This window comes from Stenotrophomonas sp. 116085_Sma, from assembly GCF_056479585.1.
Genome location: NZ_CM151057.1, coordinates 3,437,094 through 3,461,757, shown reverse-complemented (window position 1 = coordinate 3,461,757; position 24,664 = coordinate 3,437,094). Strand labels below are relative to the sequence as shown.

General features: G+C 67.4%; 22 protein-coding genes. 14 read left to right on the top strand and 8 right to left on the bottom strand.

Annotation, left to right across the window (positions count from 1 at the left end; translation table 11 throughout):
- The first annotated feature begins 24 nt into the window (after positions 1-24).
- Positions 25-438 (top strand): MerC domain-containing protein, encoded by a 414-nt coding sequence (locus tag ACZK0Z_RS16265; RefSeq protein WP_008264835.1) that lies wholly within the window; start codon positions 25-27, stop codon positions 436-438.
- 110 nt (positions 439-548) lie between these two features.
- On the top strand, positions 549-728 hold the full coding sequence (locus ACZK0Z_RS16260) for a 30S ribosomal protein THX (protein WP_197633686.1): 180 nt from the start codon (positions 549-551) through the stop codon (positions 726-728).
- A 149-nt stretch (positions 729-877) separates the two neighbouring features.
- Here ACZK0Z_RS16260 and ACZK0Z_RS16255 read toward each other — a convergent pair whose 3' ends face one another.
- The 4 genes from ACZK0Z_RS16255 to ACZK0Z_RS16240 form a co-directional block, all read right to left on the bottom strand.
- A complete protein-coding gene (locus ACZK0Z_RS16255) occupies positions 878-2,128 on the bottom strand; it encodes an alkaline phosphatase family protein (RefSeq protein ID WP_197633687.1) in 1,251 nt (416 codons plus the stop codon).
- A gap of 339 nt (positions 2,129-2,467) precedes the next feature.
- Positions 2,468-3,819 (bottom strand): IS3 family transposase gene (locus ACZK0Z_RS16250; RefSeq protein ID WP_197633811.1). Its coding sequence is split into 2 segments (ribosomal slippage): positions 2,468-3,372 and positions 3,372-3,819, totalling 1,353 coding nucleotides; the frame shifts between segments, so codons are not numbered across the junction.
- A 168-nt stretch (positions 3,820-3,987) separates the two neighbouring features.
- Positions 3,988-4,479 carry a methylated-DNA--[protein]-cysteine S-methyltransferase gene (locus ACZK0Z_RS16245; protein ID WP_336339800.1) on the bottom strand — a complete coding sequence of 164 codons (492 nt, stop codon included), beginning with the start codon at positions 4,477-4,479 and terminating at the stop codon, positions 3,988-3,990.
- Positions 4,476-5,954: an AlkA N-terminal domain-containing protein gene (locus ACZK0Z_RS16240; protein ID WP_336339799.1), complete on the bottom strand. Its 1,479-nt coding sequence runs from the start codon at positions 5,952-5,954 to the stop codon at positions 4,476-4,478. The genes ACZK0Z_RS16245 and ACZK0Z_RS16240 overlap by 4 nt, the downstream gene beginning before the upstream one ends.
- Positions 5,955-6,413: 459 nt before the next feature.
- Here ACZK0Z_RS16240 and ACZK0Z_RS16235 point away from each other — a divergent pair, with 459 nt between their 5' ends.
- The 4 genes from ACZK0Z_RS16235 to ubiM all read left to right on the top strand — a co-directional run bounded on the left by ACZK0Z_RS16235 (position 6,414) and on the right by ubiM (position 9,841).
- The gene (locus ACZK0Z_RS16235) at positions 6,414-7,577 is read left to right on the top strand and encodes a hypothetical protein (protein ID WP_197633228.1); all 1,164 of its coding nucleotides are present in this window, start codon (positions 6,414-6,416) and stop codon (positions 7,575-7,577) included.
- Between the two features lie 58 nt (positions 7,578-7,635).
- A complete protein-coding gene (locus ACZK0Z_RS16230; RefSeq protein WP_197633227.1) occupies positions 7,636-8,181 on the top strand; it encodes a DUF4019 domain-containing protein in 546 nt (181 codons plus the stop codon).
- A gap of 11 nt (positions 8,182-8,192) precedes the next feature.
- Positions 8,193-8,582, top strand: a complete 390-nt coding sequence (locus ACZK0Z_RS16225; RefSeq protein ID WP_197633226.1) for an MAPEG family protein — start codon at positions 8,193-8,195, stop codon at positions 8,580-8,582.
- An 80-nt stretch (positions 8,583-8,662) separates the two neighbouring features.
- Positions 8,663-9,841: a 5-demethoxyubiquinol-8 5-hydroxylase UbiM gene (gene ubiM / locus ACZK0Z_RS16220; protein WP_049432178.1), complete on the top strand. Its 1,179-nt coding sequence runs from the start codon at positions 8,663-8,665 to the stop codon at positions 9,839-9,841.
- A gap of 11 nt (positions 9,842-9,852) precedes the next feature.
- On the opposite strand, the gene ACZK0Z_RS16215 is transcribed toward ubiM, so the two are convergent.
- The gene (locus ACZK0Z_RS16215) at positions 9,853-10,074 is read right to left on the bottom strand and encodes an RNA-binding S4 domain-containing protein (RefSeq protein WP_197633225.1); all 222 of its coding nucleotides are present in this window, start codon (positions 10,072-10,074) and stop codon (positions 9,853-9,855) included.
- A 266-nt stretch (positions 10,075-10,340) separates the two neighbouring features.
- On the opposite strand from ACZK0Z_RS16215, the gene ACZK0Z_RS16210 reads away from it, so the two are divergent.
- The 6 genes from ACZK0Z_RS16210 to ACZK0Z_RS16185 all read left to right on the top strand — a co-directional run bounded on the left by ACZK0Z_RS16210 (position 10,341) and on the right by ACZK0Z_RS16185 (position 19,930).
- The gene (locus tag ACZK0Z_RS16210; RefSeq protein WP_049432175.1) at positions 10,341-12,287 is read left to right on the top strand and encodes a DEAD/DEAH box helicase; all 1,947 of its coding nucleotides are present in this window, start codon (positions 10,341-10,343) and stop codon (positions 12,285-12,287) included.
- 226 nt (positions 12,288-12,513) lie between these two features.
- Positions 12,514-14,937: a putative bifunctional diguanylate cyclase/phosphodiesterase gene (locus tag ACZK0Z_RS16205; RefSeq protein WP_478449162.1), complete on the top strand. Its 2,424-nt coding sequence runs from the start codon at positions 12,514-12,516 to the stop codon at positions 14,935-14,937.
- A gap of 109 nt (positions 14,938-15,046) precedes the next feature.
- Complete coding sequence (locus ACZK0Z_RS16200) at positions 15,047-16,711, top strand: diguanylate cyclase (RefSeq protein ID WP_197633224.1); 1,665 nt, start codon at positions 15,047-15,049, stop codon at positions 16,709-16,711.
- A 34-nt stretch (positions 16,712-16,745) separates the two neighbouring features.
- Positions 16,746-17,468 (top strand): pseudouridine synthase, encoded by a 723-nt coding sequence (locus tag ACZK0Z_RS16195; protein ID WP_012510490.1) that lies wholly within the window; start codon positions 16,746-16,748, stop codon positions 17,466-17,468.
- A gap of 114 nt (positions 17,469-17,582) precedes the next feature.
- A complete protein-coding gene (locus ACZK0Z_RS16190; protein WP_049426649.1) occupies positions 17,583-18,647 on the top strand; it encodes a sensor domain-containing diguanylate cyclase in 1,065 nt (354 codons plus the stop codon).
- A 122-nt stretch (positions 18,648-18,769) separates the two neighbouring features.
- Positions 18,770-19,930, top strand: a complete 1,161-nt coding sequence (locus tag ACZK0Z_RS16185) for an AAA family ATPase (RefSeq protein WP_197633223.1) — start codon at positions 18,770-18,772, stop codon at positions 19,928-19,930.
- A gap of 70 nt (positions 19,931-20,000) precedes the next feature.
- Here the strand turns inward: ACZK0Z_RS16185 and ACZK0Z_RS16180 are convergent, their stop codons facing one another.
- Positions 20,001-20,948 carry a DMT family transporter gene (locus ACZK0Z_RS16180; RefSeq protein ID WP_049426647.1) on the bottom strand — a complete coding sequence of 316 codons (948 nt, stop codon included), beginning with the start codon at positions 20,946-20,948 and terminating at the stop codon, positions 20,001-20,003.
- Positions 20,949-21,027: 79 nt separating this feature from the next.
- Between ACZK0Z_RS16180 and ACZK0Z_RS16175 the strand changes: the two genes are divergently transcribed.
- Positions 21,028-21,642 carry a Pr6Pr family membrane protein gene (locus ACZK0Z_RS16175; protein ID WP_049426646.1) on the top strand — a complete coding sequence of 205 codons (615 nt, stop codon included), beginning with the start codon at positions 21,028-21,030 and terminating at the stop codon, positions 21,640-21,642.
- Here ACZK0Z_RS16175 and ACZK0Z_RS16170 read toward each other — a convergent pair.
- Both ACZK0Z_RS16170 and ACZK0Z_RS16165 read right to left on the bottom strand, forming a co-directional pair.
- Positions 21,563-22,426 carry a DUF72 domain-containing protein gene (locus tag ACZK0Z_RS16170; protein ID WP_100443641.1) on the bottom strand — a complete coding sequence of 288 codons (864 nt, stop codon included), beginning with the start codon at positions 22,424-22,426 and terminating at the stop codon, positions 21,563-21,565. The genes ACZK0Z_RS16175 and ACZK0Z_RS16170 overlap by 80 nt on opposite strands.
- The gene (locus ACZK0Z_RS16165) at positions 22,423-22,866 is read right to left on the bottom strand and encodes a VOC family protein (protein ID WP_049427701.1); all 444 of its coding nucleotides are present in this window, start codon (positions 22,864-22,866) and stop codon (positions 22,423-22,425) included. Before ACZK0Z_RS16165 ends, ACZK0Z_RS16170 begins: the two co-directional genes overlap by 4 nt.
- Before the next feature lie 110 nt (positions 22,867-22,976).
- Here ACZK0Z_RS16165 and ACZK0Z_RS16160 point away from each other — a divergent pair, with 110 nt between their 5' ends.
- Positions 22,977-24,539, top strand: a complete 1,563-nt coding sequence (locus tag ACZK0Z_RS16160; protein ID WP_197620374.1) for a serine hydrolase — start codon at positions 22,977-22,979, stop codon at positions 24,537-24,539.
- Positions 24,540-24,664 lie beyond the last annotated feature (125 nt).

The window sequence follows — 24,664 nt, the reverse complement described above, 5'->3', positions numbered from 1 at the left end:
GATTCGCCGACCCTGCTGGAAGTCATGTCCCTGTCCTCACGCCTGCGCCACCTGCTCGACCGTTTCGGTGCCACTGGTTCGATGCTGTGCGCGGTGCACTGCGCGGTGATCCCCGTGTTGCTGGCGGCGGCGCCGTCGCTGGGCCTGTCGTTCTGGCTGAGCGACGGCGTGGAGCAGGCGCTGGTGGTGTTCGTGACCCTGCTGGGTCTGTTCAGCCTGGTCTGGGGCTACCGCCGCCATGGTGCGTTGCGCGCGCTGGGCTTCCTGATTCCCGGCCTGGTCGCGCTGTGGGCGGGCGTGCTGTACGACCCGCTGCACCACAACGCGGTGCCGCACGCGGTGGTGATGACCATCGGCGGCCTGCTGGTGGGCGTGGCCCACCTGGTCAACCTGCGCCTCAACCACGGTCACGTGCACGACGCCAGCTGCGCGCACTAGGCGCTCCGTGATAGGATTTTCGATCGTGCGCGGGGGCGCCCAGCAAGGCGGCCCCGCCGAACCCGTGTCAGTACGGGGTAACCAGATTTCACACTTGAGGAGTTGAAGACATGGGTAAGGGTGACCGCAAGACCGCCAAGGGCAAGCGTTACAACGCCAGCTACGGCAACGCCCGTTCGCATACCGCGAGCAAGGTCGCCGTAGGCGCCGCCGCCCCGGTTGCCAAGAAGACCGTGGCCAAGGCTCCGGCGAGGAAGGCCGTGGCGAAGAAGGCCGTCGCCAAGGCCTGATACGGCCGGTGATGAGTCCAAAGAAAACGCGGCGCCTGGCGCCGCGTTTTTTTATGCGTGTCGTCCGGGCCGCCGCGTCCGCCGGCCGTGGGCCGGCACTACCCACATTGGCGCGGTAGCGCCGGGCCATGCCCGGCGGAGACATTCGATCAACGCAGGGTCTGCTTCAGCGTTTCCGGATTGCCATCATTCGGTGCAGCCGGCACCTGCAGCAGGTGGGCCAGCAGCGGGTAGACATCCACGTTGTCGAAGCCCTCGATCACCAGGCCCTGGCGGAACGACGGGCCGCCGGCCACGAACACCGCACGCATCGACGGCAGCGCATTGTCGTAGCCATGCGAACCCCGCTCCTGCTTGGCGCGCTTGGCGATCTTTTCGCGGTGCAGCGCATCCCAGCCTTCATCCATGGCGCAGACGATGTCCGGAACCCGCGGGTGCGTACCGTAATGCCAGCGCGGTGGCAGGCTTTCCTTCTTCCAGCATTCGTAATGCGCATGGCGGCCAAGCAGCGCGCGCTCGGCATCCGTTTCACGGCCGGGCAGAGGGGCGAACCCTACGGATTGGCCCTGGCTGACATTGCGCGCGATGGCCGGATCGACCATCGATTCGGTCGCGATCACGTGGCCATCGGCCACGCTGGCCATGCCATGGTCAGACACCACGATCACGTTGGTGGTGGATGCCAGCCCACGCTGCCGCAGGCCGTCCAGCACCTGCCCGATGATCTGGTCGGCACGCACGATGGCGTCGGCGTACTGCTTCGAATCCGGGCCGTAGTGATGGCCGGCCTTGTCCACGTGTTCCATGTACAGCGTGGTCAGTCGCGGCGCATCGGCATCGGTCTGCGCCAGCCAGTCGAGCACGACGCCGGCGCGCTGCTCCAGCGGCTCCTGCCCGTCATAGACGCGCCACTGGCTCGGGCGCACGCCGCGGATTTCCGACTCGCTGCCCGGCCACGAGGTGGTGGCGGTGCGCACGCCGACGTTCTCGGCGCTGACCCAGATCGGCTCACCGCCCCACCAGCCACTGGTGGTGACCGCCTCGCGGTTGCTCAGTTCGAAACGTCCCAGTGCTGCATCGTCCATGCTGTTGTTGACGATGCCGTGGTGGTCCGGGCGCAGGCCGGTGACGATGGTGTAGTGGTTGGGGAAGGTCAGGGAGGGGTACGACGGCGTCATCCAGCGCGCGCGTACCCCGCCGTCGATCAGTCGCTGCAGGTTCGGTGTCAGGCCGCGATCGAGCGCATCGGCGCGCAGGCCGTCAATCGAGATCAGAAGCAGCTTCGGCGGTGCAGCTGTTGCAGCAGTGGTGGGAACAGAGGCAGAAGGGGCGGGCGCGGTGGTGCAGGCGGCCAATGGCAGCAGCAGCGCCAGCGCGCAGGTCAGGCGTACGGAAGTCATCCACGCATGATAAGCCGGTGCAATGACCGGCCCAAGACACGTTGCGCCGAAGGACGCAGCGTGTCCGCGCATTTTTCCTTATCCCCGCGCCTGTCGGCGCGCCCCCTTCAACAACAAGGGGGCTCTTCTCCAGACAGATTACAGATGCTTCCATCCACGCATGGCGTGGATCTACCGTGTCGACCAAGGTCGACACCTACCAGCCACCGCTCAGTAGGCCATCCCGACGGATCGCAGGAACCTGTCGAAGGCGTGGTGGGTCCGGTTGCGGGGGTGTCCGCGGCATGGATGCCGCGGCCAAGCCCCCATGGTGAAGTGCCCCCCGAGACTTGGACGGGGTCAGGCGGCCGATTGGGCCTGCTCCCGGTACTTTACCGGGCTCAGACCTTTCAGTTTCAGTTTGATGCGCTCTTCGTTGTAGTACTGGATGTATTCCACCAGCCCAGCCTCCAGACTCTCGATGCTGTCAAAGCTGTTCAGATAGAAGAACTCCGACTTCAACGTTCCGAAAAAGCTCTCCATTGCCGCATTGTCCAAACAGTTGCCACGCCGGGACATGCTTTGCTTCAACGAGTGCTTTTCCAGCATGTGCCGGTAGTTTTCATGCTGGTACTGCCAGCCCTGGTCAGAATGGATCATGGGGCGCTCATCCGGGGAAAGCTTGCTGATGGCCTCCTCCAGCATCTGACCCACCAGATCGAACACGGGCTGGCGCTTGATCTGATAAGCCACGATTTCACCGTTGTAGAGGTCCATGATCGGCGACAGGTACAGCTTCATGCCCTGCACCTTGAACTCGGTGACGTCGGTCACCCACTTCTGATTGGGTCGCTCGGCCTGGAACTCACGATTGAGATCGTTGCCAACCACAATATTGGCCGCCCCCTTGAAGGCCCGATAGCGCTTGACGCGCACGCGCGATTTCAGGCCCATCTCCCCCATCAGGCGCTGTACCCGCTTGTGATTGGTCCGATGGCCCTGATTGGCCAGTTCCAGCGTCACCGTGCGATAGCCATAGCGCCCTTGGCTCTGATCGTAGATTGCACGGATACGCTCACGCAGGTCTGCCTCGTCCTGATCCGGATGGGCCAGGACATGGTTCTGGTAATAGAACGTACTGCGCGACAGCCCTGCCGCTTCGAGCAGAAGCGACAGCGTATGAACCTGCCTCAATCCTTGGATGGCTTGCGCTTTGCGTCTTGCGCCGCCTGCTCTTCCCGGATCAAGGCATCGAGTTTTTTTAGGTAGTCGGTCTCCGCGCGCAGATAGGCGACTTCCTTGAGCAGCTCATCGCGGCTCATATCCTCAGGTGGCTTGGACGAACGGGTCTTTTTCATCGGCTTTCGGGGCGGCGGCAGGGGCGGTGCCAACGCTTGGGCACCGCCCTGAGCATACAGGCGCCGCCACTGCCCCACTGCGCCGGCATCACCAATCTGAAAGTAGGTGGTGGCCTCGCGCCCGGACATGCCGTCCTGGCTCATCTTCTCCAGGACAGCCAGCTTGAACGCGAGGTCATAGGACCGGGCCTGGCGGTGAAACCCGCGCCAACCGTGCAGCCGATAGGTCGCCACCCAGCGTCTGACCGTGGAGAACTCCAGGCTGTGGCGACGAGCAACGGCTTTGACCGATGTGGAGGTCTTGCAGGCCTCTTTGGCGACCTGCAGTTTGAAACGCGCGTCGTATCTGTTCATGTATCCCTCGGGGTTGGATCTGGCGTCCAACTCCCGGGGGTCACTTCATGGAAGGGTTCACGGCGTCCCCCGCAACCGGACCCACCACGGCATCCCACGGAATCCTGCTGTTGCTTCGGCCGTTGCCGTTGCTTCTGCGGGTGCCGGGCGCCGCCCGGCCAGCAACTCTCAGGCGAACAGCGGTGCCTGGCGTTGTTCCAGCAGCAACAGCGCGGCCTTGGTTTCCAGCCCGCCGCCGAAACCGGTCAGCGCGCCGTTGCTGCCGATCACACGATGGCAGGGCAGGATGATCGGCAGCGGATTGCGGCCGTTCGCCGCGCCCACCGCGCGGGTCGCGCTGGGTTGGCCCAGGTGCTGCGCCAGCTGAAGGTAACTCCAGGTCCGGCCAAACGGGATCAGCGCCAGCGCCTGCCACACGCGTAGCTGGAACGGGGTGCCACGTGGCGCCAGCTGCAGGTCGAACTGGTTGCGCTCGCCGTGCAGGAACTGCAGCAGTTGGTCGCGCGCTTCCGGCAAAGCATCCGGCGCGTAATGCCAGCCGTCGCGGCCGCGTGCCGGATGGCGGTTCTCCGGGAACAGCACATGTGACAGCCCACGCTCGTCACCGGCGATGGTCAGCACACCGATAGGGCTGTCGAAACGATCGAACAACAGGGTCATGTCGGTTCTCCAACGAAAGTGCCGGACAGGTGCCACAGGTGCAGCACGGCGTAGGCGCGCCACGGGCGCCACGATTGCGAGCGGGCTTCGGTTGCACGCTCGCTCAGGCGCTGGCCCTGCGCGTGGCCGAGGACCTGCTGCAGCACCAGGTCACCGGCGGGGAAGGCATCGGGCTGGCCAAGTCCGCGCAGGGCAATGTACTGCGCGGTCCACGGGCCGATGCCGGGCAGTGCAACACAGCGCGCAACGAATTCTTCGAGCGCCTGGCCGGGACCGAAGTCGAGCTGGCCACTGGCACACGCAGCGGCCAGCGCACGCACGGTGGCGGCGCGGCTGCGCGGCAGGCCGATCGATTCCAGCGGTGCCTCGGCCAGTACCTCGGGCGCCGGGAACTGGCGATCGAACTCGGAAGGCATGCCCGGCAGATGCGCGCCGTACGCATCCACCAGACGCCGCGCAAAGGTAGTGGCGGCGGCGACGCTGACCTGCTGGCCGAGCACGGCGCGTACGCCGACCTCGAAGCCATCCCAGCCGCCCGGAACGCGCAGGCCCGGGCGTTCGGCAATGCCGCGTGCCAGCAGCGGTTCCTCGCCCAGGGCTGCGTGGACCTGCTGCAGATCGGCATCGAGGTCGAACACGCGACGTACCCGGCGCACGATGTCGGGGATCAGGCGTGGATCGACGGCACCCAGCTGCAGGCGAAGTTCCGGCCGTTTCGGGTCGGCGGTGACGCGCAGCAGCGTGGGGCGTTCGGGTGTGCCGAGCACGCGCTGGTAGCTGTCTTCGCCGATCAGCTCGATGCCGGGCAGGCTGCGCTTGCGCAGGAACGCCAGCATGCGTGGGAAATCCAGTGGCGGGCGATACACCAGGCGCAGCACCAGGCCGCCATCATCGGCTGCCAACGGTTGATGCTGGCGGCGCAGCGCGGTCGGCGCCATGCCACAGCCCTGCAGGAACGCGGTATTGAAACGACGCAGGCTGTTGTAGCCGGCGGCCAGCGCGACGTCGGTCACCGGCAGCGTGGTTTCGGTCAGCAGCTGCTTGGCCAGCAGCAGGCGGTGGGTGGCATGGATCTGCCCGGGTGTTGCGCCGAGATGTTCGACGAACAGGCGCTGCAGCTGGCGCGCGCTGAGTCCGATCTTCTGCGCCAGGTCCGCTACCGGTTGCTCCTGCAGGAAGCCGCCATGGATGATGGCCAAGGCGCGCTGTACGGTCTGCCCGGCGAGGGCCTGCTGGGCCTGTGGCGCCAGTTCCGGGCGGCAGCGCAGGCAGGGGCGGTAACCGGCGGCAGCGGCCGCGGCGGCGGTCGGGTAGTAGGTGATGTTGCGTGGTTTCGGCGGCGGCGCCGGGCAGACAGGGCGGCAGTAGATGCCGGTGCTGCGCACGGCGGTGAAGAACACGCCGTCGAAGCGTGCGTCACGGGCCAGTCGGGCGCGGTCGCAGGCGGCGGTGTCGAGGGCGAGGGCGGTGTCCATGGCCCCAGTCTAGGCCTGTGGGGGCGGCGATACTCGCCACATTCGGACATGGATGCTGAAGGGGGTTCGGCAGGGCTGCGCCCTGCACCCGCCGAATCAACGTCAACGTCAAAAGCCGGGCAACCGTGGGATGGCGGGGGGGGCCGGTTGCGGGGGACGCCGTAAATACGTCCATGTAGGCTCGGTCGCCGCATCCATGCGGCTCACGCCCCCGCAACCGGACCCACCCCGCCTTCGACAGTTGCCCGCGATCCGTCGGAACGGCGTTCTGCGTTGCTGTTGGTGGGTGTCGACCTTGGTCGACACGGTAGATCCACGCCATGCGTGGATGGAGTGGTGGGGGACGCTGTAATGAAAAGGATGGAACCAGAGGGTCAGAAGGGGTTCAGTGCCACGCGCTGAATGCGCGCGCTGGACGGGTAGACTGTGGCCCTTGCTCCCTTGAAATCCGGTTGCCCGATGTCCGCCAAACTCCGCTGGTTGCCCCTGTTGTGCCTGGCCCTGGCGGGCTGCAGCCAGCTGGAGAATCCGGGCAATGTGACTGCTGCCGACAAGGCGGCGCGGGCGCCGGCCAGCGATGGCGAGAACATGGTGTCGATCAATGCCGCCGATGCGCCGCCACCGCCGGCACCGCCGCGCAGCCGGGCGGATCGGCCGTGGCCGCAGGCGCAGCTGGAGAATGGTCGCGCCTGGGTCAGCTGCGGCACCGAATATGCCGGCGATGCGGGCGACGGTGTCGAGCTGGAAGGCCTGCAGCGCGAGCAGATCGGCCAGGCGCTGGCGCCGTGTGCCGAGCGCGGCCTGATGCGCGTGCGCTACGCCGGCAAGATCAATCCGGGCTTCGCCGAGATGATGTGGCGGTTGGCCGTGGTTGCTGACGGACAGAAGATCCACAAGCGCATCCTCGACCTGGACTCCAGTGGCGGCCAGGTGGAATCGGCGATCGTCGCCGGCGACAGCATCGGTGAATCGGGCTGGACCATCTGGGTACGCGAAGGTTCGATCTGCCACAGCGCCTGCGTGTTCGTGCTGGCCGCCGGTGACAACCGCCTGCTGTCGGGCAAGGTCGGCATCCATCGCATGATGCGCATCAGTTCCAAGGCCACCTCGCGCGCGGAACTCAACCGCGAGCTGCACGAGGTCTACGACAACGTGAAGGACTACCTGCAGCGCAACGGCGTGGCGGTGGGCGTAGCCGACCTGATGATGACCGTGCCCAACCGCAGCCTGCGCCTGTTGACCCCGGACGAGCTGCGCCAGTACGGCCTGGATGGCACCAACGCGGTGCAGGACGATCTGGAACGGATCAAGCAGATGCGGGCCTGCGGCGATGATTTCGTGCAGCGCAAGGATGCGTTCCTGATCGCTTTCGACCAGCAGTGCAAGCGCGAAGGCGCCGACATGGAATCGATCAACAGCTGCGGCCAGGCGCTGAAGCAGCGCTTCGGGTTCCCGGATGCGGTGTGCCCGGAAGAAAGCCCTCTGTCGGAGATCGACGTGGCGACGCTGCCACCGGCACCGTCGGAGCCGTCGCCGGTGGCCGAACAGGCGCCGGCAGACACCGGCACGCCTGCCGCGCAGGCCGATGCCGCCGCGGTGGAAGGCAGCGCCAACGCGCGCTGACGGACAGATCACCGCGCTGGCGTAGACTGCGGTTCTTTCCCGAGAACCGGCGGTGTCCATGAAGCGCGTGCTCCTGCTGCTGTCCCTGCTGCCCCTGACCGCGTTGGCGCAGGTTCCTGCGCCGAGCACGCCTGCACCGGCACCGGCGCGGCCTGCACCGGCATCGCCAGCGGCTGCGAAACCGGCCACCGCAGGCGCTCCGGCGTTGACCGCTGCGCAGCAGGCGCAGGTGCAGAAGCAGGACGCTGAAATTGGCGCGGCGGCGGTGAAGGCCGCGCAGCTGGTTGATGCCAACCGCGCTGGCGAATTGTGGGATGGCGCCTCTGCCGTCGCGCGCCGTGCGGTGCCGAAGGCCGCCTTCGTCAGCCAGTTGACCACCGAACGCGCGCGCCTGGGGGCGCTGGCCGGGCGTGGCCAGCCGACCATCACCCGGGTCAAGTACAGCGCCGGTGCCGCCGTGCCGGAAGGGCTGTACATCAACGTCAGTTTCCCGACCCGTTTCGCCAACAGCGCGCAGCCGGTGCGCGAGCTGGTCTCGTTCCGGTTCGACGAAGACCAGGTGTGGCGCCTGGCCGGCTACAGCCTGCGCGCGTCGGCGCCATGAGGATATGATCGATGGCAACTGAACTGACGATGCTGGCCTGGTCGGTGCTGCTGGGTTTTGTCTGCATCTTCGCCACCTCCACCGTGGTCACCCGCGAACGGGGAATGAAGTGGAATGCCTCGGCGCGGGATGGCGATGTAAAGCCGCTCAGCGCGCTGGCCGGTCGCCTGCAGCGGGCCCAGGCCAACTTCCTGGAGACGTTCCCGTTCTTCGCCGCCGCGGCGATCGCAGTCGTGCTGGCCGGGCGCGGCAACGACACCACCGCGCTGGCCGCGCAGGCCTACTTCTGGGCGCGCGTGGTCTACCTGCCGTTGTATGCCGCAGGCGTGCCCTACGTGCGCAGCCTGGTGTGGCTGGTGTCGCTGCTGTCGATCCTGGCGCTGGTGTTCGCGCTGTTGTGACCCGGGCCTGATCCAGATCAAGGCCGCTCAGGTGCGCGGCGCTATGCTGGCGCGGACTGAATCAACGGCAGGAGGCGCGCATGCGCAGGATGGACGTGGTGGTGGTCGGTGCCGGGCCGGCAGGCCTGTGCTTCGCGCGCGCGCTGGCCGGCAGCGGCCTGCAGGTCGGGCTGGTCGACGTCCAGCCGCGCCAGGCCTTGGCCGAGGCCGCCTTCGATGGCCGCGAGATCGCGCTGACCCACGCCTCGCGGCAGAGCATGGAGCAACTGGGGCTGTGGCAGCGCCTGCCGCACGCCGAAGTTGCCGAACTGCGCGATGCCAGGGTGATGAATGGTGGCTCGCCGTTCGCGCTGACCTTCGCCAGCAGCCAGGTCGATGGCCAGCCGCTGGGTTGGCTGGTACCCAACCATCTGATCCGCCGCGCCGCGTGGGATGCGGTGCAGGGCCAGGACCGCCTGGAGCTGTTCGACGGGCGCAAGGTGCTGGGCGTGCAGGCCGACGCGCAGGGCCACGTGGTCAAGCTCGATGACGGCAGCCAGTTGCATGCGCGCCTGCTGGTTGCCGCCGACAGCCGCTTCTCCGCCACCCGCCGCATGCTCGGCATCGGCGCGCAGATGCGCGACTTCGGCAAGTCGATGCTGGTCTGCCGCATGCAGGTTGAGCGCGATCATCACCACACCGCGTGGGAGTGGTTCGGTTACGGCCGCACCATGGCGCTGCTGCCGCTCAACGAGGGCCAGGCATCGGCGGTGATCACGCTGCCGCCGCGGCAGATCGAGGAGCTGCTGGCGATGGACGAAGTGGCCTTTGGTGAGGCCGTCAGTGCCTGCTTCGAGCACCGCCTTGGCCGGATGCAGCCGGTGGCCACGCCGCAGGCGTATCCGTTGGTGGGGGTGTACGCGCACCGCTTCGTCGGCGAGCGTTCAGCGCTGGTCGGCGATGCCGCGGTGGGCATGCACCCGGTCACTGCACATGGCTTCAACCTGGGCCTGGCCAGCGCGCAGCGGCTGGCGCAGGGCATCGTCGCGCAGCAGCGACGCGGTGCCGATATCGCCGCCGCGGGCATGCTGGCCAGCTACCAGCGCGGTCATCGGCTGGCGTCGCGGCCGCTGTACGAGGCCACCAACGCGATCGCCAGCCTGTACACCGACGACCGCCGCCCGGCGCGCCTGCTGCGGGCGGCCGGTCTGCGTCTGGCGCAGGGCGTGGCTCCGTTCAGGCAGCTGATCGCCTCGCACCTGACCCAGCGCGTGGCCTGAACCCGTTCAGATCAGCCGACGGCCAGCACCCGGATCTGGCTGTCGGCGAATTCCACCACCTGGCCTGCGCGGATCTTGCAGGCCTTGCGCAGTTCAACTTCGCCATCGACCCGTACCTGGCCGTCACCGATGACCATCTTTGCTTCGCCGCCACTGGTGACCAGGTCGGCCAGCTTCAGCAGCTGCTTGAGTTCGACGTAGTCACCGTCGAGGTCGAATTCGAGAATCTGCATGGAACGGGTTTCCTGGGAAGGGGCGCGAGCCAGCGGCCGGGCCGGGGACGAGGGCGCGTATTGTGCGCCAGCGCGGGGCATGACGGCACGCGCACGGCAAGCTGTACGCCTCGTTCAGCATCAATGCGGTATCATTCCACTCTGAGCGAGTGAAATCTCCTCCGACCGAGCAGCGCCAGGGCACGCGATAAGAAGGGCGCCCAAAGCGCGGACCATCACCTTTTTGTCGCACTGCCAGGAAGACGGCAGTGCCTTCGGAGTTCCCCATGTCCCAAGATTCCCAAGCGCCGCTGCAGTTTGCGCAGCTCGGCCTGTCCGAGCCCGTGATGCAGGCGGTCACCGCCATTGGCTATGAAACCCCGTCGCCGATCCAGGCTGCCACCATCCCGGCGATGCTGGAAGGCCGCGACGTGCTGGGCCAGGCCCAGACCGGCACCGGCAAGACCGCAGCGTTCGCACTGCCGGTACTGTCCAACATCGACCTGCAGCAGATCAAGCCGCAGGCCCTGATCCTGGCGCCGACGCGCGAACTGGCCATCCAGGTTGCCGAGGCGTTCCAGTCCTATTCGTCGAAGATTCCGGGCTTCCGCGTGCTGCCGGTGTACGGCGGCCAGCCGTACGGCCAGCAGCTGTCGGCCCTGCGCCGTGGTGTGCACATCGTGGTCGGTACCCCCGGCCGCGTGATCGACCACCTGGACCGCAGCACCCTGGACCTGTCCGAGCTGAAAACCCTGGTGCTGGACGAAGCCGATGAAATGCTGCGCATGGGCTTCATCGACGACGTCGAAGCCGTGCTGAAGAAGCTGCCGGAGCAGCGCCAGGTGGCCCTGTTCTCGGCCACCATGCCGCCGCAGATCCGCCGCATCGCGCAGACCTACCTGCAGGACCCGGTGGAAGTGACCATCGCGGCCAAGACCACCACCTCGGCCAACATCCGCCAGCGTTACTGGTGGGTGAGCGGCATGCACAAGCTGGATGCGCTGACCCGCATCCTGGAAGTGGAGCCGTTCGACGCGATGATCATCTTCGCGCGTACCAAGGCCGGCACCGAAGAGCTGGCCAGCAAGCTGCAGGCCCGTGGCCTGGCCGCTGCCGCCATCAACGGTGACATGCAGCAGGCCCAGCGTGAGCGCACCATCGCCATGCTGAAGGAAGGCAAGCTGGACATCCTGGTCGCCACCGACGTGGCCGCGCGCGGCCTGGACGTGGAGCGCATCAGCCACGTGCTGAACTACGACATCCCGTACGACACCGAAAGCTACGTGCACCGCATCGGCCGTACCGGCCGTGCCGGCCGCAGCGGTGAGGCGATCCTGTTCGCCACCCCGCGCGAGAAGGGGATGCTGCGCCAGATCGAGCGCGCCACCCGCCAGCCGATCGAAGAGATGCAGTTGCCGAGCGTGGAAGCGGTCAACGACACCCGCATCAACAAGTTCACCTCGCGCATCACCGAAACCTTGGGTGCCGGTGGCCTGGACTTCTACCGCCAGCTGCTGGAGCGCTTCGAGAACGAGCAGAACGTGCCGGCCATCGAAGTGGCCGCCGCGCTGGCGAAGATGCTGCAGGGCGATACCCCGTTCCTGCTGCAGCCGCCGGTGCGTGCCCCGCGTGAAGAGCGCGCGCCGCGCGAGCGCTTCGACCGTGGCGACCGCCCGGAACGCGGCGATCGCTTCGACCGCAACGAGCGCGGCCCGCGTTTCGAGCGCGGCCCGCGCCGTGACGACGCCGAAGGTGGTTTCGAGCAGCGTCCGCGCCGCGAGGTTCCGCCGCGTGGTGCACCGGAGCAGGGCATGGAGACCTACCGCATTTCGGTGGGCCACCAGCATGGCGTGAAGCCGGCCAACATCGTCGGTGCCATCGCCAACGAAGCCGGCCTGGAAAGCCGCTTCATCGGCCGCATCGACATCCACGACGACTTCTCGCTGCTGGACCTGCCGGCGCAGATGCCGCCGGACGTGCTGTCGCACCTGCAGAAGGTGTGGGTGTCCGGCCAGCAGCTGCAGATGCGTGCGCTGGCCCCGGGTGAAGACACCAACCCGGCCCCGCGTCCGTTCAAGCCGCGCTTCGACAAGCGTGGTCCGGGCGGCCCGGGTGGCCCGCGTCGTGGTGGTCCGGGTGGCCCGGGTGGCCACGGCGGCGACCGCGGCGGTGACCGCGACAGCCGCCCGCCGCGTCGTGACGGCTTCAAGCCGCGCGGTCCGCGCAGCTACTGATCCGTACCGCAGCCATGACAACGCCAGCCTCCGGGCTGGCGTTGTGCGTTATGGGGCTGGAAAAGGGGACGGAGGGGATTAAGTCGTGAATGGCTGGCCGGGGCGCTTATGCCGAAAACGAGTTAATCCCCTCCGTCCCCTTTTCGCATGGCCAACACATTCCCGGTCCTAGGCTGAGCCGGTTCCAAAGGAGGTTGTCACCGCATCACATTCGGGGGGATCCGGGATGGGTAGGAGTGGCACTGACCAACAGAGCCGGCGGGTGCCGATGACCCGTGGCCTGGGACTGCGGTTTGCGTTGTTGACGGGCATGGCGATTGGACTGGTCGCACTGTCCGCCTTGATCCAGGAACTGCAGGCGGCTTCCACCGCCTGGATTGCTGGCCAGGGGTACTGGTCGCGGGGGCAGCAGGATGCGACCGCCGCACTCAGCCGCTACCTGGCGCGTGGTGATGCCCAGGACCTGGACGATGCGCGCCGGGCCCTGCAGGTGCCCATGGGGGATCTGCAGGCGCGGCTGGCACTGGAGCAGGCCGAGCCGGACGAGGCCAAGGCCCGGCAGGGATTCCTGCGGGGCGGCAACGCGCCCGCCGATATTCCACGACTGGTGTTCTCGTTCCGGTATGCACGCGACATCGGTGCATTCCGTGAAGCGACCGCCCTGTGGCGGCAGACCGATGGCGACCTGATGGCCGTGCAGCGGCTGGTGGATGAGCTGCAGCAGCGGCATGGCCAAGGCGTGCTGCCGGTCGCTGCGCGTGACCGCTACCTTCAACAGCTGCGTGATCTCGACCGTCGCCTGCAGGTGCAGGCGCAGGCGTTCTCGCAGGCATTGCTGCGCATGGCCACCCTGGTGCGCATCGCGACGCTGGTGGTGGGAGGACTGTCGGTGCTGGCGATCAGCCTGATGGCGGTGGCCCTCGCGCGCCGGGTAGGCAAGGACCTGACCGAACACGAGAGCCGCTTCCGCGCGGCGTTCTACCAGGCCAACGTCGGCATGCTCAAGCTTGACACCGAGGGCAGGGTGGTCGAAGCCAACCAGGCGATGGCCGATATCCTCGATTACCGGCGTGAGGTGCTGCTGCAGATGTCGCTCGGCGATCTGCTGATGGAAGGCGAGCTGGTCATCGACGGCGTTGGCCGCATCGACTGGGACCGCCAGCTGCGGCCGAGCGAACTGCGCTTCTGCCGCCGTGACGGCAGCCTGGTCTGGGGGCGCTGGAGCGGTACCGGGGTGCGCAGTGCCGGCGGTGGCCTGTCGGTGTTCGCGATCATCGAGGATGTCAGCCAGAACCATGCACTTGCACGCGAGATCGAGCACCACGCCAGCCATGATCCGTTGACCGGCCTGATCAACCGTCGCGAGATCGAACGCCTGCTGGAACGCGCGCTGCTGCAGGTGCGCAGCGATGGTGGAACGCATGCGCTGTGCTACATCAATCTTGACCACTTCAAGCTGGTCAACGACAGTTTCGGCCACGCCGCCGGCGACCAGATGCTGCGCAGCTTTGCCGACTACCTGGTGGCTGCGGTGCGTGATGGCGACTGGGTCGGGCGACTTGGCGCCGATGAGTTCGCGGTGTTCCTTGCCCATGCCAGCCAGGACGAAGCCAAGCGGGTGCTGCAGCGGGTGATCCGCAATCTGGGGCAGGCGACCTTCCCCATCAGTGAAGGCAGTCCGCAGCTGAGCTGCAGCATCGGCGTGGTCGAAGTCAGCGCCGACGCACCCGATGTGAACTGGCTGATGAGCGCTGCCGACAGTGCCTGCTATGCCGCCAAGCAGGCCGGCCGCAACCGCGTGCACTGCTTCAACGAGAACCGCATGGCACTGGAGGAGCAGCGGCAGGAGGCCGAGCGCCTGCAGGGTGTCAGCCTGGCGATGGCCGAGAACCGGATGCTGCTGTATGCGCAGCGCATCGCCCGGGTTGGCGATCCGTCCTACCTGCACTACGAAGTGCTGGTGCGCATGCGGGGCACCGACGGCAGCCTGCACCTGCCCGGACAGTTCATGCCCGCGGTGGAGCGCTATGGCATGGCGGTAGCGCTGGACCGGCATGTGCTCGGACTGCTGTTCCGCCACCTGCAGGTCTGCCCGGTGCATGTCCGCCAGTTGGGGCTGTGCAACGTCAATGTATCTGCCCAGTCGATTGCCGAACCGGGTTTCCTTGCCTTCGTCTGCGACCTGCTTGAACGCAACCGTGCGCTGGCTTCCAAGCTGTGTTTCGAGATCACCGAGACCGCAGCGATCAGCAACCTCAGCCAGGCCCGTGCGTTCATCGATGCGGTCAAGGCGCGGGGCTGCCGGATGGCACTGGACGACTTCGGCTCCGGCCTGTCTTCTTTCGGCTACCTGCGCCAGTTGCCGGCGGACATCCTGAAGATCGACGGCGCCTTCGTGCGGGACATGGATACTGACCCGGTCAGCCACGCCACGGTGCGTGCGATCAGCGAGCTCGGGCGCGAGCTGCAGATGGAAGTGGTGGCGGAGTGGGTGGAGACTGCCGAGGTCGCCGGTGCGCTGACCCGGCTTGGCGTACAGGGCCTGCAGGGCTACGCGATCGAGCGCCCGCAGCCGCTGGAACGGATGACCCTGGCGGACCTGAGGCCGTTCCGGCTGGTGGCCGTGAAGGGGCCGCCCAGCGCTGGCTGAACCGCGGGCGCCGACTTTGGTCTACACATGCGCGGCGTGCCCGGCTGCGATAATGCGCGCCAGGGGCGACGCGCAGTGGGCGCGGACGTAAGCAGGAACAGGACGTGGCGTGGGCGGCAGGCAGTGGCGGTATGGAACAGGAGCGGTGCTGGCCGTCCTGATGGTGTGGTTGGCGTTGCCGTGGCCGCTTCAGGCTGCAGAGGCCGTGTCGGGCCGTGATTATCTTCTGGTCGGCGGCGCGACCGACGAGCCGACGCCGCACCGTGCGTGCACGCCGCAGATGCTGTCCGGCGCCCGCCAGCAGGCCGAGGTGCCCGCACCGCCCGCTGGCTGGTCGGGGGAACCGCAGGCACTGGATGTGTTCAACGTCTTTGCCGGTGAAGTGCGCGTCCAGCATGGCGACCGCGAAATCTGCGGCGACATGCATGATGCACGTACCCGCGATTCGCGTTTCCGTGCTGGTATCGGCATGGTGGCCGTACCACCGGCCGGCAGCCACGAGCCCTTCCTGGTTTCCTGGCAGACGCCGCTGAAAACACGCTGGGTACCGACCCTGCGGCTGGGCGCGCCCAGCCCGGTGCAGCAGAACGATACCGCGCGCCTGCTGGTACGTGCCGCCTGCATCGCGGTGGCGATCGCGCTGGCGCTGTCGGCGCTGATGGCGTTCCTGACCACGCGCGACCGCAGCTTCCTGGTCTATATCGTCTGCACCACCGTGCTGGTGTTGTGGCAGGCCGTCCTCGGTGGGCTCAGTGGCTACCCGGAACCCTGGTTGCCGGTGGGGGAGCAGGGCGCGAAGTGGCTGCTGTCGTTGACCGCGGCCTCGCAGGCGCTGGTGCTGCCAGCGCTGTGGCGGCTGAACGGAGGCGACCGCGTGCTGCCTCGATCACGCCCGGCGCAGCTGCTGGTGTTGTGGACCCTGATGGCGCTGGCCGGGCTGGTGCCGTGGCTGCGCTGGGAGCATCTGGCCTGGGTCGCACAGGGCCTGCAGGTGTCCTATCTGTCCGGGTGTGGCCTGGCACTGCTGGTCGGCATATGGGCGCGCTGGCGCGGAGACCGTTGGGCGCAGGCGGGCCTGGCTGCACTTGCACCGATGCTGGTGCTGATCATCGCCGATGCCTGTGGTGCGGAGTGGCTGCTGGAATACCGGGTGGAAGCGTTGCAGCTGGCGGTGACCTGGCTGCTGATGATGGCGGCCTATGCCCTGAACCAGCGGCTTGGCCGCTTGCGCCAGCAGCGTGACGAGCTGCGCCAGCTGGCCGAGACCGATGGCCTGACCGGCCTGCCCAACCGTCGTGCCGGCCTGCAGCAGCTGGCGCGGCATCTGGAGCGTGTCAACCGCGAGGGCGGGCCGTTGGTGATCGGCTTCCTCGACATCGACCTGTTCAAGGATATCAACGACCGTCATGGCCACGCGGTTGGCGACCAGGTGCTGGTGGCCGTTGCGCGGGCCCTGCGTACGGCGGTGCGCAGCCAGGACGAAGTGGTGCGGATGGGCGGCGAGGAGTTCCTGCTGCTGATGCCGGGCATGCCGCGTGAGGCGGCATCGGCGCGGCTGGACCGCCTTCGCCAGCGCATCACCGAGGCTGGCCAGGCGCTGCAGGTAGCGGGGCTGGAGGTGACCGCCAGCATCGGCCTGGCACAGTGGCGGCCGGGCGAGGATGACCTGGCGGCACTGCTGCGGCGGGCCGACCATGCCATGTACGTGGCCAAGCGCGCCGGCCGCAACCGTGTATTCGACGGTGAAGAGCTCGATCCGCCCGGCCCGGCATGAGGCGCAGCGGGCGGCGATGCCGGATAATAGGGCGATGACCACCCGACTCAACAAACACATCGCCGACACCGGCTTCTGCTCCCGCCGCGAGGCCGATCGCCTGATCGCCGCCCGCCGCGTCACCGTCAACGGCCACCCGGCCGGCACCGGTGCGGTGGTGGGGGAAGAAGACCAGGTGCTGGTCGACGGCCAGCCGCTGCGCGCCCGCGTCGCCCGCAAGCCCGGCACCCGCCGCCACGTCTACATCGCGCTGAACAAGCCGGTCGGCGTCACCTGCACCACCGAAACATCGGTCAAGGGCAACATCGTCGACTTCGTCGGCCACGAACAACGCATCTTCCCGATCGGCCGCCTGGACAAGGAGTCCGAAGGCCTGATCCTGATGACCAGCAACGGCGACATCGTCAACCAGATCCTGCGCGCCGAGAACGGCCACCAGAAGGAATACCTGGTGGCGGTGAACAAGCCGGTGACCGATGAGTTCCTGCGCGGCATGGCCCGCGGCGTGCGCATCCACGACCAGATGACCCTGCCGTGCAAGACCTCGCGCATCGCCAAGTTCGGTTTCCGCATCACCCTGCAGCAGGGCCTGAACCGGCAGATCCGACTGATGGCCGCTGAGTTCGGCTATCGCGTGACCCAGCTGCGCCGTGTGCGCATCGACAACATCAAGATCGGCGCGCTGAAGCCGGGCCAGTGGCGCAACCTGACCGAGCAGGAGCTGCAGGGCCTGCTGCCGAAGCAGCTGGACTGGTAAACCACGCCTGTAGGGCCGAGCCATGCTCGGCCGCCATTTGCCGGATGCAGCCGGGCATGGGCCCGGCTCTGCATAAGCTAGACTTCGCGGTGACCTGCCGGAACGTGACGCTGCATGATCAAGCCCGACAAGCCTGCCAATGAAGCCCTTCGGCTTGAGGCGCTGTACCGCTACCGCATCCTGGATTCGGAGCGCGAAAAATCCTTCGACGACCTAGTGGTGATCGCCAAGGCGGTCTGCGGCACCTCGATGGCGGCGGTGACCCTGATCGATGTCGAACGGCAATGGTTCAAGTCGATCCAGGGCATCGATGCGGCGGAGAACCTGCGCAGCGAATCGATGTGCGGCCACGCCATCCTGCAGCCGCAGGAAATCATGGTGGTCGAGGACGCGCTGCAGGACATCCGCTTCCACGACAATCCGGTGGTGACCGGCGATCCGCACATCCGCTTCTATGCCGGTGCGCCGCTGATCAGTTCCGATGGCCTGCCGCTGGGCACGCTATGCGTGTTCGACGCGCATCCGCAGCACCTGGCCAGCGACAAGGCCGAAGCGCTGGCCGCACTGTCGCGGCAGGTGATGCTGGTGATGGAACTGCGCCGCTTCGCGCTGGACATCCAGAAGCACATGCTGGAGCGCGACGATTACGAGCGCCTGCTGTCGGAATACCAGGACGTGCTGCTGGCCCAGAACGCCGACCTGACCGAACAGAGCCGCACCGACGCCTTGACCGGCCTGCCCAACCGTCGTGCGATGGCGGCCGCACTGGAAGAGGCGGTGGCCGGCAATCCACCCAGTGTGGCCTGCGTGGCGCTGCTGGACATCGACCACTTCAAGCACATCAACGACTTCCAGGGCCACGCCACCGGCGACCGCGTGCTGGCCGAGCTGGGCGCACTGCTGCGCTCGCACTTCGCCGGCCGCGGCATGGCCGCGCGCTATGGCGGCGAGGAGTTCGTGGCGGTGATGCCGGCAACCGACCTGCGCACTGCCGAACTGCAGTGCGAGTTCCTGCGCCTGGCCGTGGCTGACCTGCCATTGGGGTTCCCGGTGACGATCAGCATCGGCATCGCCCAGCACCAGCCCGGTGAGAGCGTGGATGACACGCTGGCACGTGCCGACAAGGCGCTATACCGGGCCAAGGGCAATGGCCGCAACCGGGTGGAACTGGCAGGCTGAAGCCCTGCATGCCGTAGATCCACGCCATGCGTGGATGCTTTTGCCGATTGGATCACGCCGTGTCGCGGCCTGTGCGATTGCGCCCAACGAAAATGCCGCTCCTGTTCCCACGGACGCCGACCATGCTGCAGACCCTGGCCATCGCCCACTATCGCTCGCTGCATGGGCTGGTGCTGCCGCTGCAGCAGTTGAATGTGGTGACCGGCGACAATGGCAGTGGCAAGTCCAGCCTGTACCGCGCGCTGCGCCTGCTGGCGGAGACCGCACAGGGCGGCGTCGCGGCCGTGCTGGCCCGCGAAGGTGGGCTGGGTTCGGCGCTGTGGGCGGGCCCGGAAAAAATAGACCGTCGGGTTGCTGCCGGCGAAATCCCCTTGCAGGGCGGCCCACGCCAGGAATCGGTGGGATTGAAGCTGGGCTTCACCACCGACGAATTCGGCTATGCCATCGATCTCGGTTATCCGCCGCCCAGTCGCTCGGCGTTTGCGCTGGATCCGCAGATCAAGGCGGAGGCGATCTGGGCCGGGCCGTTCCTGCGCAGCGCCAACCTGCTGGTCGACCGACGTGGGGCGGTGGTGCGGCGGCGCCATGCGCGCGGCTGGGATCTGGTCGATGACCGGTTGTCACTGTTCGACAGCCTGTTCACCCAGGTCGGCGATCCGCAACGCATGCCGGAAACGATCACCTTGCGCGAGTACATCCGTTGCTGGCGCTTCTACGACCATTTCCGCAGCGATGCCGATGCCCCGGCGCGGCAGCCGGCGATGGCCACGCGCACGCCGGTGTTGCATCACGATGGCCGGGATCTGGCGGCGGCCTGGGTGACCATCCTCGAGATCGGTGACCCCCTTGCGTTGGCACGCAGCGTCGACGATGCGTTCCCGGGCGCCACGGTGGGCTTTGAGGAGCTGGATGGACGCTTGGCGCTGCGCTTCCACCAACCCGGGTTGCTGCGGCCATTGTCGATGGCCGAACTCTCCGACGGCACGCTGCGCTTCCTGCTGCTGGCGGCGGCGCTGCACACGCCACGCCCGCCGCCGCTGCTGGTGCTCAATGAGCCGGAGACCAGCCTGCATCCGGACCTCCTGCCGGCGCTGGCGCGGCTGATCATCGCGGCCAGTGCGCGCAGCCAGGTATGGGTGGTGTCGCACGCCAGCCGCCTGATCGCGGCGCTGGAACAGGCGCCGGGGTGCCATTCGCTGCATCTGTACAAGGAGCAGGGCCGCACGCTGCTGAGCGGGCAGGGCCTGCTGGATGCCCCTGCATGGCACTGGCCGCAGCGCTGACCGATTGATCCGCACGCCGCTCGTCGCTGCGTTGCTGCGTTCAGTAGATCCACGCCATGCGTGGATGCACTCAATCGGCGATGTTGCGCGCCTCGGCAGTGCCAAGGATTTCCGGATGCTGCACCGGCTTGCGGCGGTTCAGCAGCGGATGCAGGAACACGGCGCCGACGATGATCGCCACGCCCAGGTAGAACCACGGGGTGACCTCGTGCTGCTCGCGCAGCAGCACCACCGCCAGCAGCACCGCATAGACCGGTTCCAGGTTGGTCACCAGCTGCACCGTATAGGCGCTCAGGTGGCGCAACGCGACCAGTGCCAGGGCAAACGGCAGCAGCGTGCAGAACCCGGCCAGCACCAGCAGCAGGATGCCGTCGTGCAGATTCGGGACCACCCACAGTGGGCTGGCCAGCGCTGGCAGCAGGTAGGGCATCAGCGGCGCCAGCAGCGTCAGGGTGAGGGTGCCGGCACCCAGCTCCAGCGCGGTGACCGTGAGCGGATCCGCATGACTGACCATGCGCTTGTTGAGCGAGCCGAACACCGCCACCAGCAGCGCCGAGATCGCGCCGATCAAGACACCCAGGCGCATGCCATCGGGCACGCCACCGACCACCAGCGCGACACCCGGCAGCACCGCCAGGCCGAACGCCAGCTCACGCAGCTGGAATGGCCGCTTGGCCACCCACGGTTCGATGATCGACGTGAACACCGGCGCCAGCGCGATGCAGGTGGCAGCCACCGAGGCATTGGCCAGCTTCACCGCGCCGTAGAACGTCAGCCAGTGCAGGGCGACCAGCGCGCCGATGCCGGCGTAGCCCGCCACCAGCCGCAGGGGCAGGGTGCGCAACCCGCGCCAGACCCGCGGCAGCAGGGCCAGCATCGCCGTCACCAGCAACATGCGCCACCACACCAGCGGCAGTGCGGGCAGGGTGATCAGCTTGCCGAGGATGGCAGTGACGCCCCACAGCAGGACACAGAAATGGATCTGCCACAGCGCTTTGCGGGTGTCGGATGTGCTCATCCGCCTATTGTGCGGCAATCGCGCGGCCGCCGGCGATGCCTGTGGCATGCTCGCGGAAACTCCCCTGGGGAACCCAGCAATGGCTGCCAACCGTTCCGCCCTGCGTGCATGGGCAGCGCTGACTGCACTGATGGCCGCCACCTCGTTGCTGCTGCAATTCCTGTTGCTGCTGCGCGGCCCCGGGGCGGCTGCCGGGGTCGGCATGGCGACGCTGCGCTTCGTTGGTTACTTCACGATTCTCAGCAACCTGGCGGTGTGCCTGGGATGCGTCAGGCTGATCCGTGCGGGTGTGCTGAACACGACTGTCGCCGCGGTGATCGCGTTGTGCATCGGGGTGACCGCGTGCATCTACGTCCTGGCGTTGCAGGGGCTGTGGCAGCCCTCCGGGCTGCAATGGTGGGTTGATGCCGGCCTGCACTACGCTGTGCCGGCGCTGTACCTGCTGGGGTGGTGGTGGCTGCTGCCGCATGGGGCGCTCCGCTGGCGCGCACTGGGCGGGGGGCTGCTGGTACCGCTGGTGTACCTGGGCTGGGCGATGCTGGTCGCCGAAGTGACAGGGCAGGCGCCGTATCCGTTCCTCGAACTGCAACGCCTGGGGCTGGCAGCGTTCCTGCTCAACGTGCTGCGCGTTGCGAGCGTGTTCGTGGTGGGGTGGACCCTGCTGTGGGGGTTGGACCGCTGGCGCCGTCGATGAGGCGCTGCAAGGCCATCGCCGCCGCCGGATTGCGGGCCTTGCCCGCGCCGATGCACAGCAGGTAGACCTCACGCGGGGCTTCCGCGGCAGGGCCGGCCAGGCAGGGCAGGTCAGCCACCGGCTCGCCGCGTGACCAGCGCAGCGCACGTTCCGCCCAGCGCTGCTGCACGGACCCCGGCAGGCCCTCGTTCAAGCGCACCTGGCTGCGCTTGATCCGCGCGTAGACAAAGCCGGCACTGGCATCGCCATGCAGTGGCGCCTCGTCGCTGTCCTCGATCACCAGTGCCACGCCGTGGTGGCGCGCGGCGGCGACCAGCGCCGGGCCATGTACCTCAGCGTTGCGCACCTCCAGCGCGTGTTGCAGCGGAACCCCTTCCAGCTGCTTCGGCAGCTGCGCCATCAGTGCGTCCAATGCATCGGCGTCGGCTGGATGGCGCGGATCGAACTGCCACAGCAATGGACCGAGCCGGTCACCGAGCGCGAGTGCCGCCTGCAGGAACGGCGTGGCAGCCTCCACGGTGCTGGACAGGTCGCGGCGCTGCACCAGGTAGCGTGGCGCCTTCATCGAGAAACGGAAGCCTTCCGGTGTCTGCGCGGCCCACTGAGCGCACTGGGCGGCAGTCGGCGTGCGATAGAAGGTGCCATTGATCTCGATGCAGCGCAGGGCGCGGCTGGCATGGGCAAGTTCCTCGCGCTGCGGCAGGCCCGGCGGATAGAACACGCCGCCGCGCCATTCCGGAAACACCCAGCCGCCGATGCCGCAGCGGATCGCTCCGGCGGTCACTGGCCGTGGTCCGCGCGCCACGGATCGTAGCTGCCGAACCACCACAGGTAGCCTTCCGGATCGGCGCAGGCATAGCCACGGCCGCCGTAGTCCTGGTCGGCGATGTCGATGACGATGCGGGCGCCTGCGGCCTTGGCCCGGGCGTAGTGCGCGTCGGCATCGGTGACGATCACGCAGGCACTCTGGGTCTGGCGGCCGCCCACTTCGTCCGGCATCGCGGCATGCTGGCTCCAGGCGCTTTCCTTGTTGGCCGAGCCCAGCATGATCATGCCGTTGCCGAAGGTCAGCTGGGCGTGGAACACGGTATCGCCGTCGGCATACACCGCCTGGGCATGGAAGCCGAAGGCGCGCTGCAGCCAGTCGATCGCCGCCTGCGCATCGCGGTAGCGCAGGCAAGGAATGATGGTGGATCCATTGCTCGGTTGGCCGTTTCCGTCCATGACACCCCTCCTATGGCACAGGGCAGCCTGCGCCGATGACCGTTACCATCGCGCGAACCCCTGATGACGGCCTGCACATGGCCGCCACCCCTGTTCGGAGATCGTGCTGGATGAAACCCTGGATTGGAGGAGCCGTGCTGCTGGCATGCACGACCATGGCAAGCGCGGCCACCCCGGCGCAGCTGCAGGACCTGGATGCGACCGTCGAGCGCGTACGCGCGCAGTTCGACGTGCCCGGCATCGCCGTGGCCGTGGTCAAGGACGGCCAGGTGGTGCTCGAGCGCGGCTGGGGCGTGCGTGAACAGGGCAGGCCGGAGCCGGTGCAGGCCGACACCCTGTTTGCCATCGCTTCCAATACCAAGGCGTTCACCGCAACCTCGCTGAACCTGCTGGCCGAGGACGGCAAGCTGAAGATGGACGACAAGGTGATCGACCACCTGCCGTCGTTCCGCATGTCCGATCCGTTCGTGACCGGCCAGATGACGATCCGCGACCTGCTGTCGCATCGCAGCGGGCTGAGCCTGGGCGCCGGTGACCTGCTGTTCTGGCCGGCCACCTCCTACAGCAACGCCGAAGTGGTGGAGCGACTGGGCAGGGTGCCGCTGAAGGGCGGTTTCCGCGAAAGCTATGCCTACGACAACATCCTGTACGCGGTCGCCCAGCAGGTGATCGAGCATGTTTCGGGCATGAGCTACCAGCAGTTCCTGCAGGCGCGCATCTTCGACAAGGTCGGCATGGCCGGCACCCGCTACAACGCCGATCACCTGAAGCCTGGTGACAAGGCCGCCGTCGGCCACGCCAAGTACGATTTCAAGGACCTGCGCACCGTTGCGCCGCTGACCTGGTCGAACAACGCCGGCGCCGGTGGCATCTATTCCAGCGCGCATGACATGGCGCGCTGGATGCAGGTGCAGCTGGCCGAAGGCAAACTGGCCGATGGCACGCCACTGTTCACCGAAAAGAGCCAGCAGCAGATGTGGCGGATGATCACGCCGCAGTCGATCCCGGCGCCGAGCGTGCCGGAGCTGGCACCGGCGCGGGCCAATTTCGCCGGCTATGGCGAAGGCTGGAGCCTGAGCGACTACCGCGGGCAGAAGCTGGTCTGGCACACCGGTGGCTGGCCGGGCATGGTCTCGCGACTGACCCTGGTGCCGGGCGAGAAGCTGGGCGTGGTGGTACTGACCAACCAGGAAGTGGGTGCAGCGTTCAACGCGATCACCCTGAGCGTGCTCGATGCCTACCTGGGCGGTGAAAAGCACGACTGGGTGGATGCCTATGCCAAGGCCGTGGCCAAGGGCCAGGAAAAGGCCGACGAGGCCTGGGCCAAGCACCAGAGTGCACGCGACAAGGGCAGCCGGCCGTCGCTGGCGCTGGCCGGCTACACCGGCACCTTCCGTGACCGCTGGTACGGTGACATGCAGGTCAGCAGCGAGGGCAAGGGCCTGCGCCTGCGCTTTGCGAAGACCGCGCAGCTGAGCGGGCGACTGGAACACTGGCAGCACGACACCTTCATCGTCCGCTGGGACGACCGCTCGCTCAACGCCGATGCATTCGTGAACTTCAGCCTGGATCCGGATGGCAAGGTGCGCGAGGTGCGCATGCAGCCGATTTCCGACCTGACCGATTTCAGCTTCGATTTCCAGGACCTGTTGTTCACCCCGACTGAACGGTAGATGCCGACCTTGGTCGGCATGCGGTACGGCGCCCACCAAGGTGGGCGACTACCAGGGGCGGAGCGGTGATCATCGGCTGGCGTACACATCCGGCGTGGGATACTCCGCCGCTTGCAAGAGGCGAG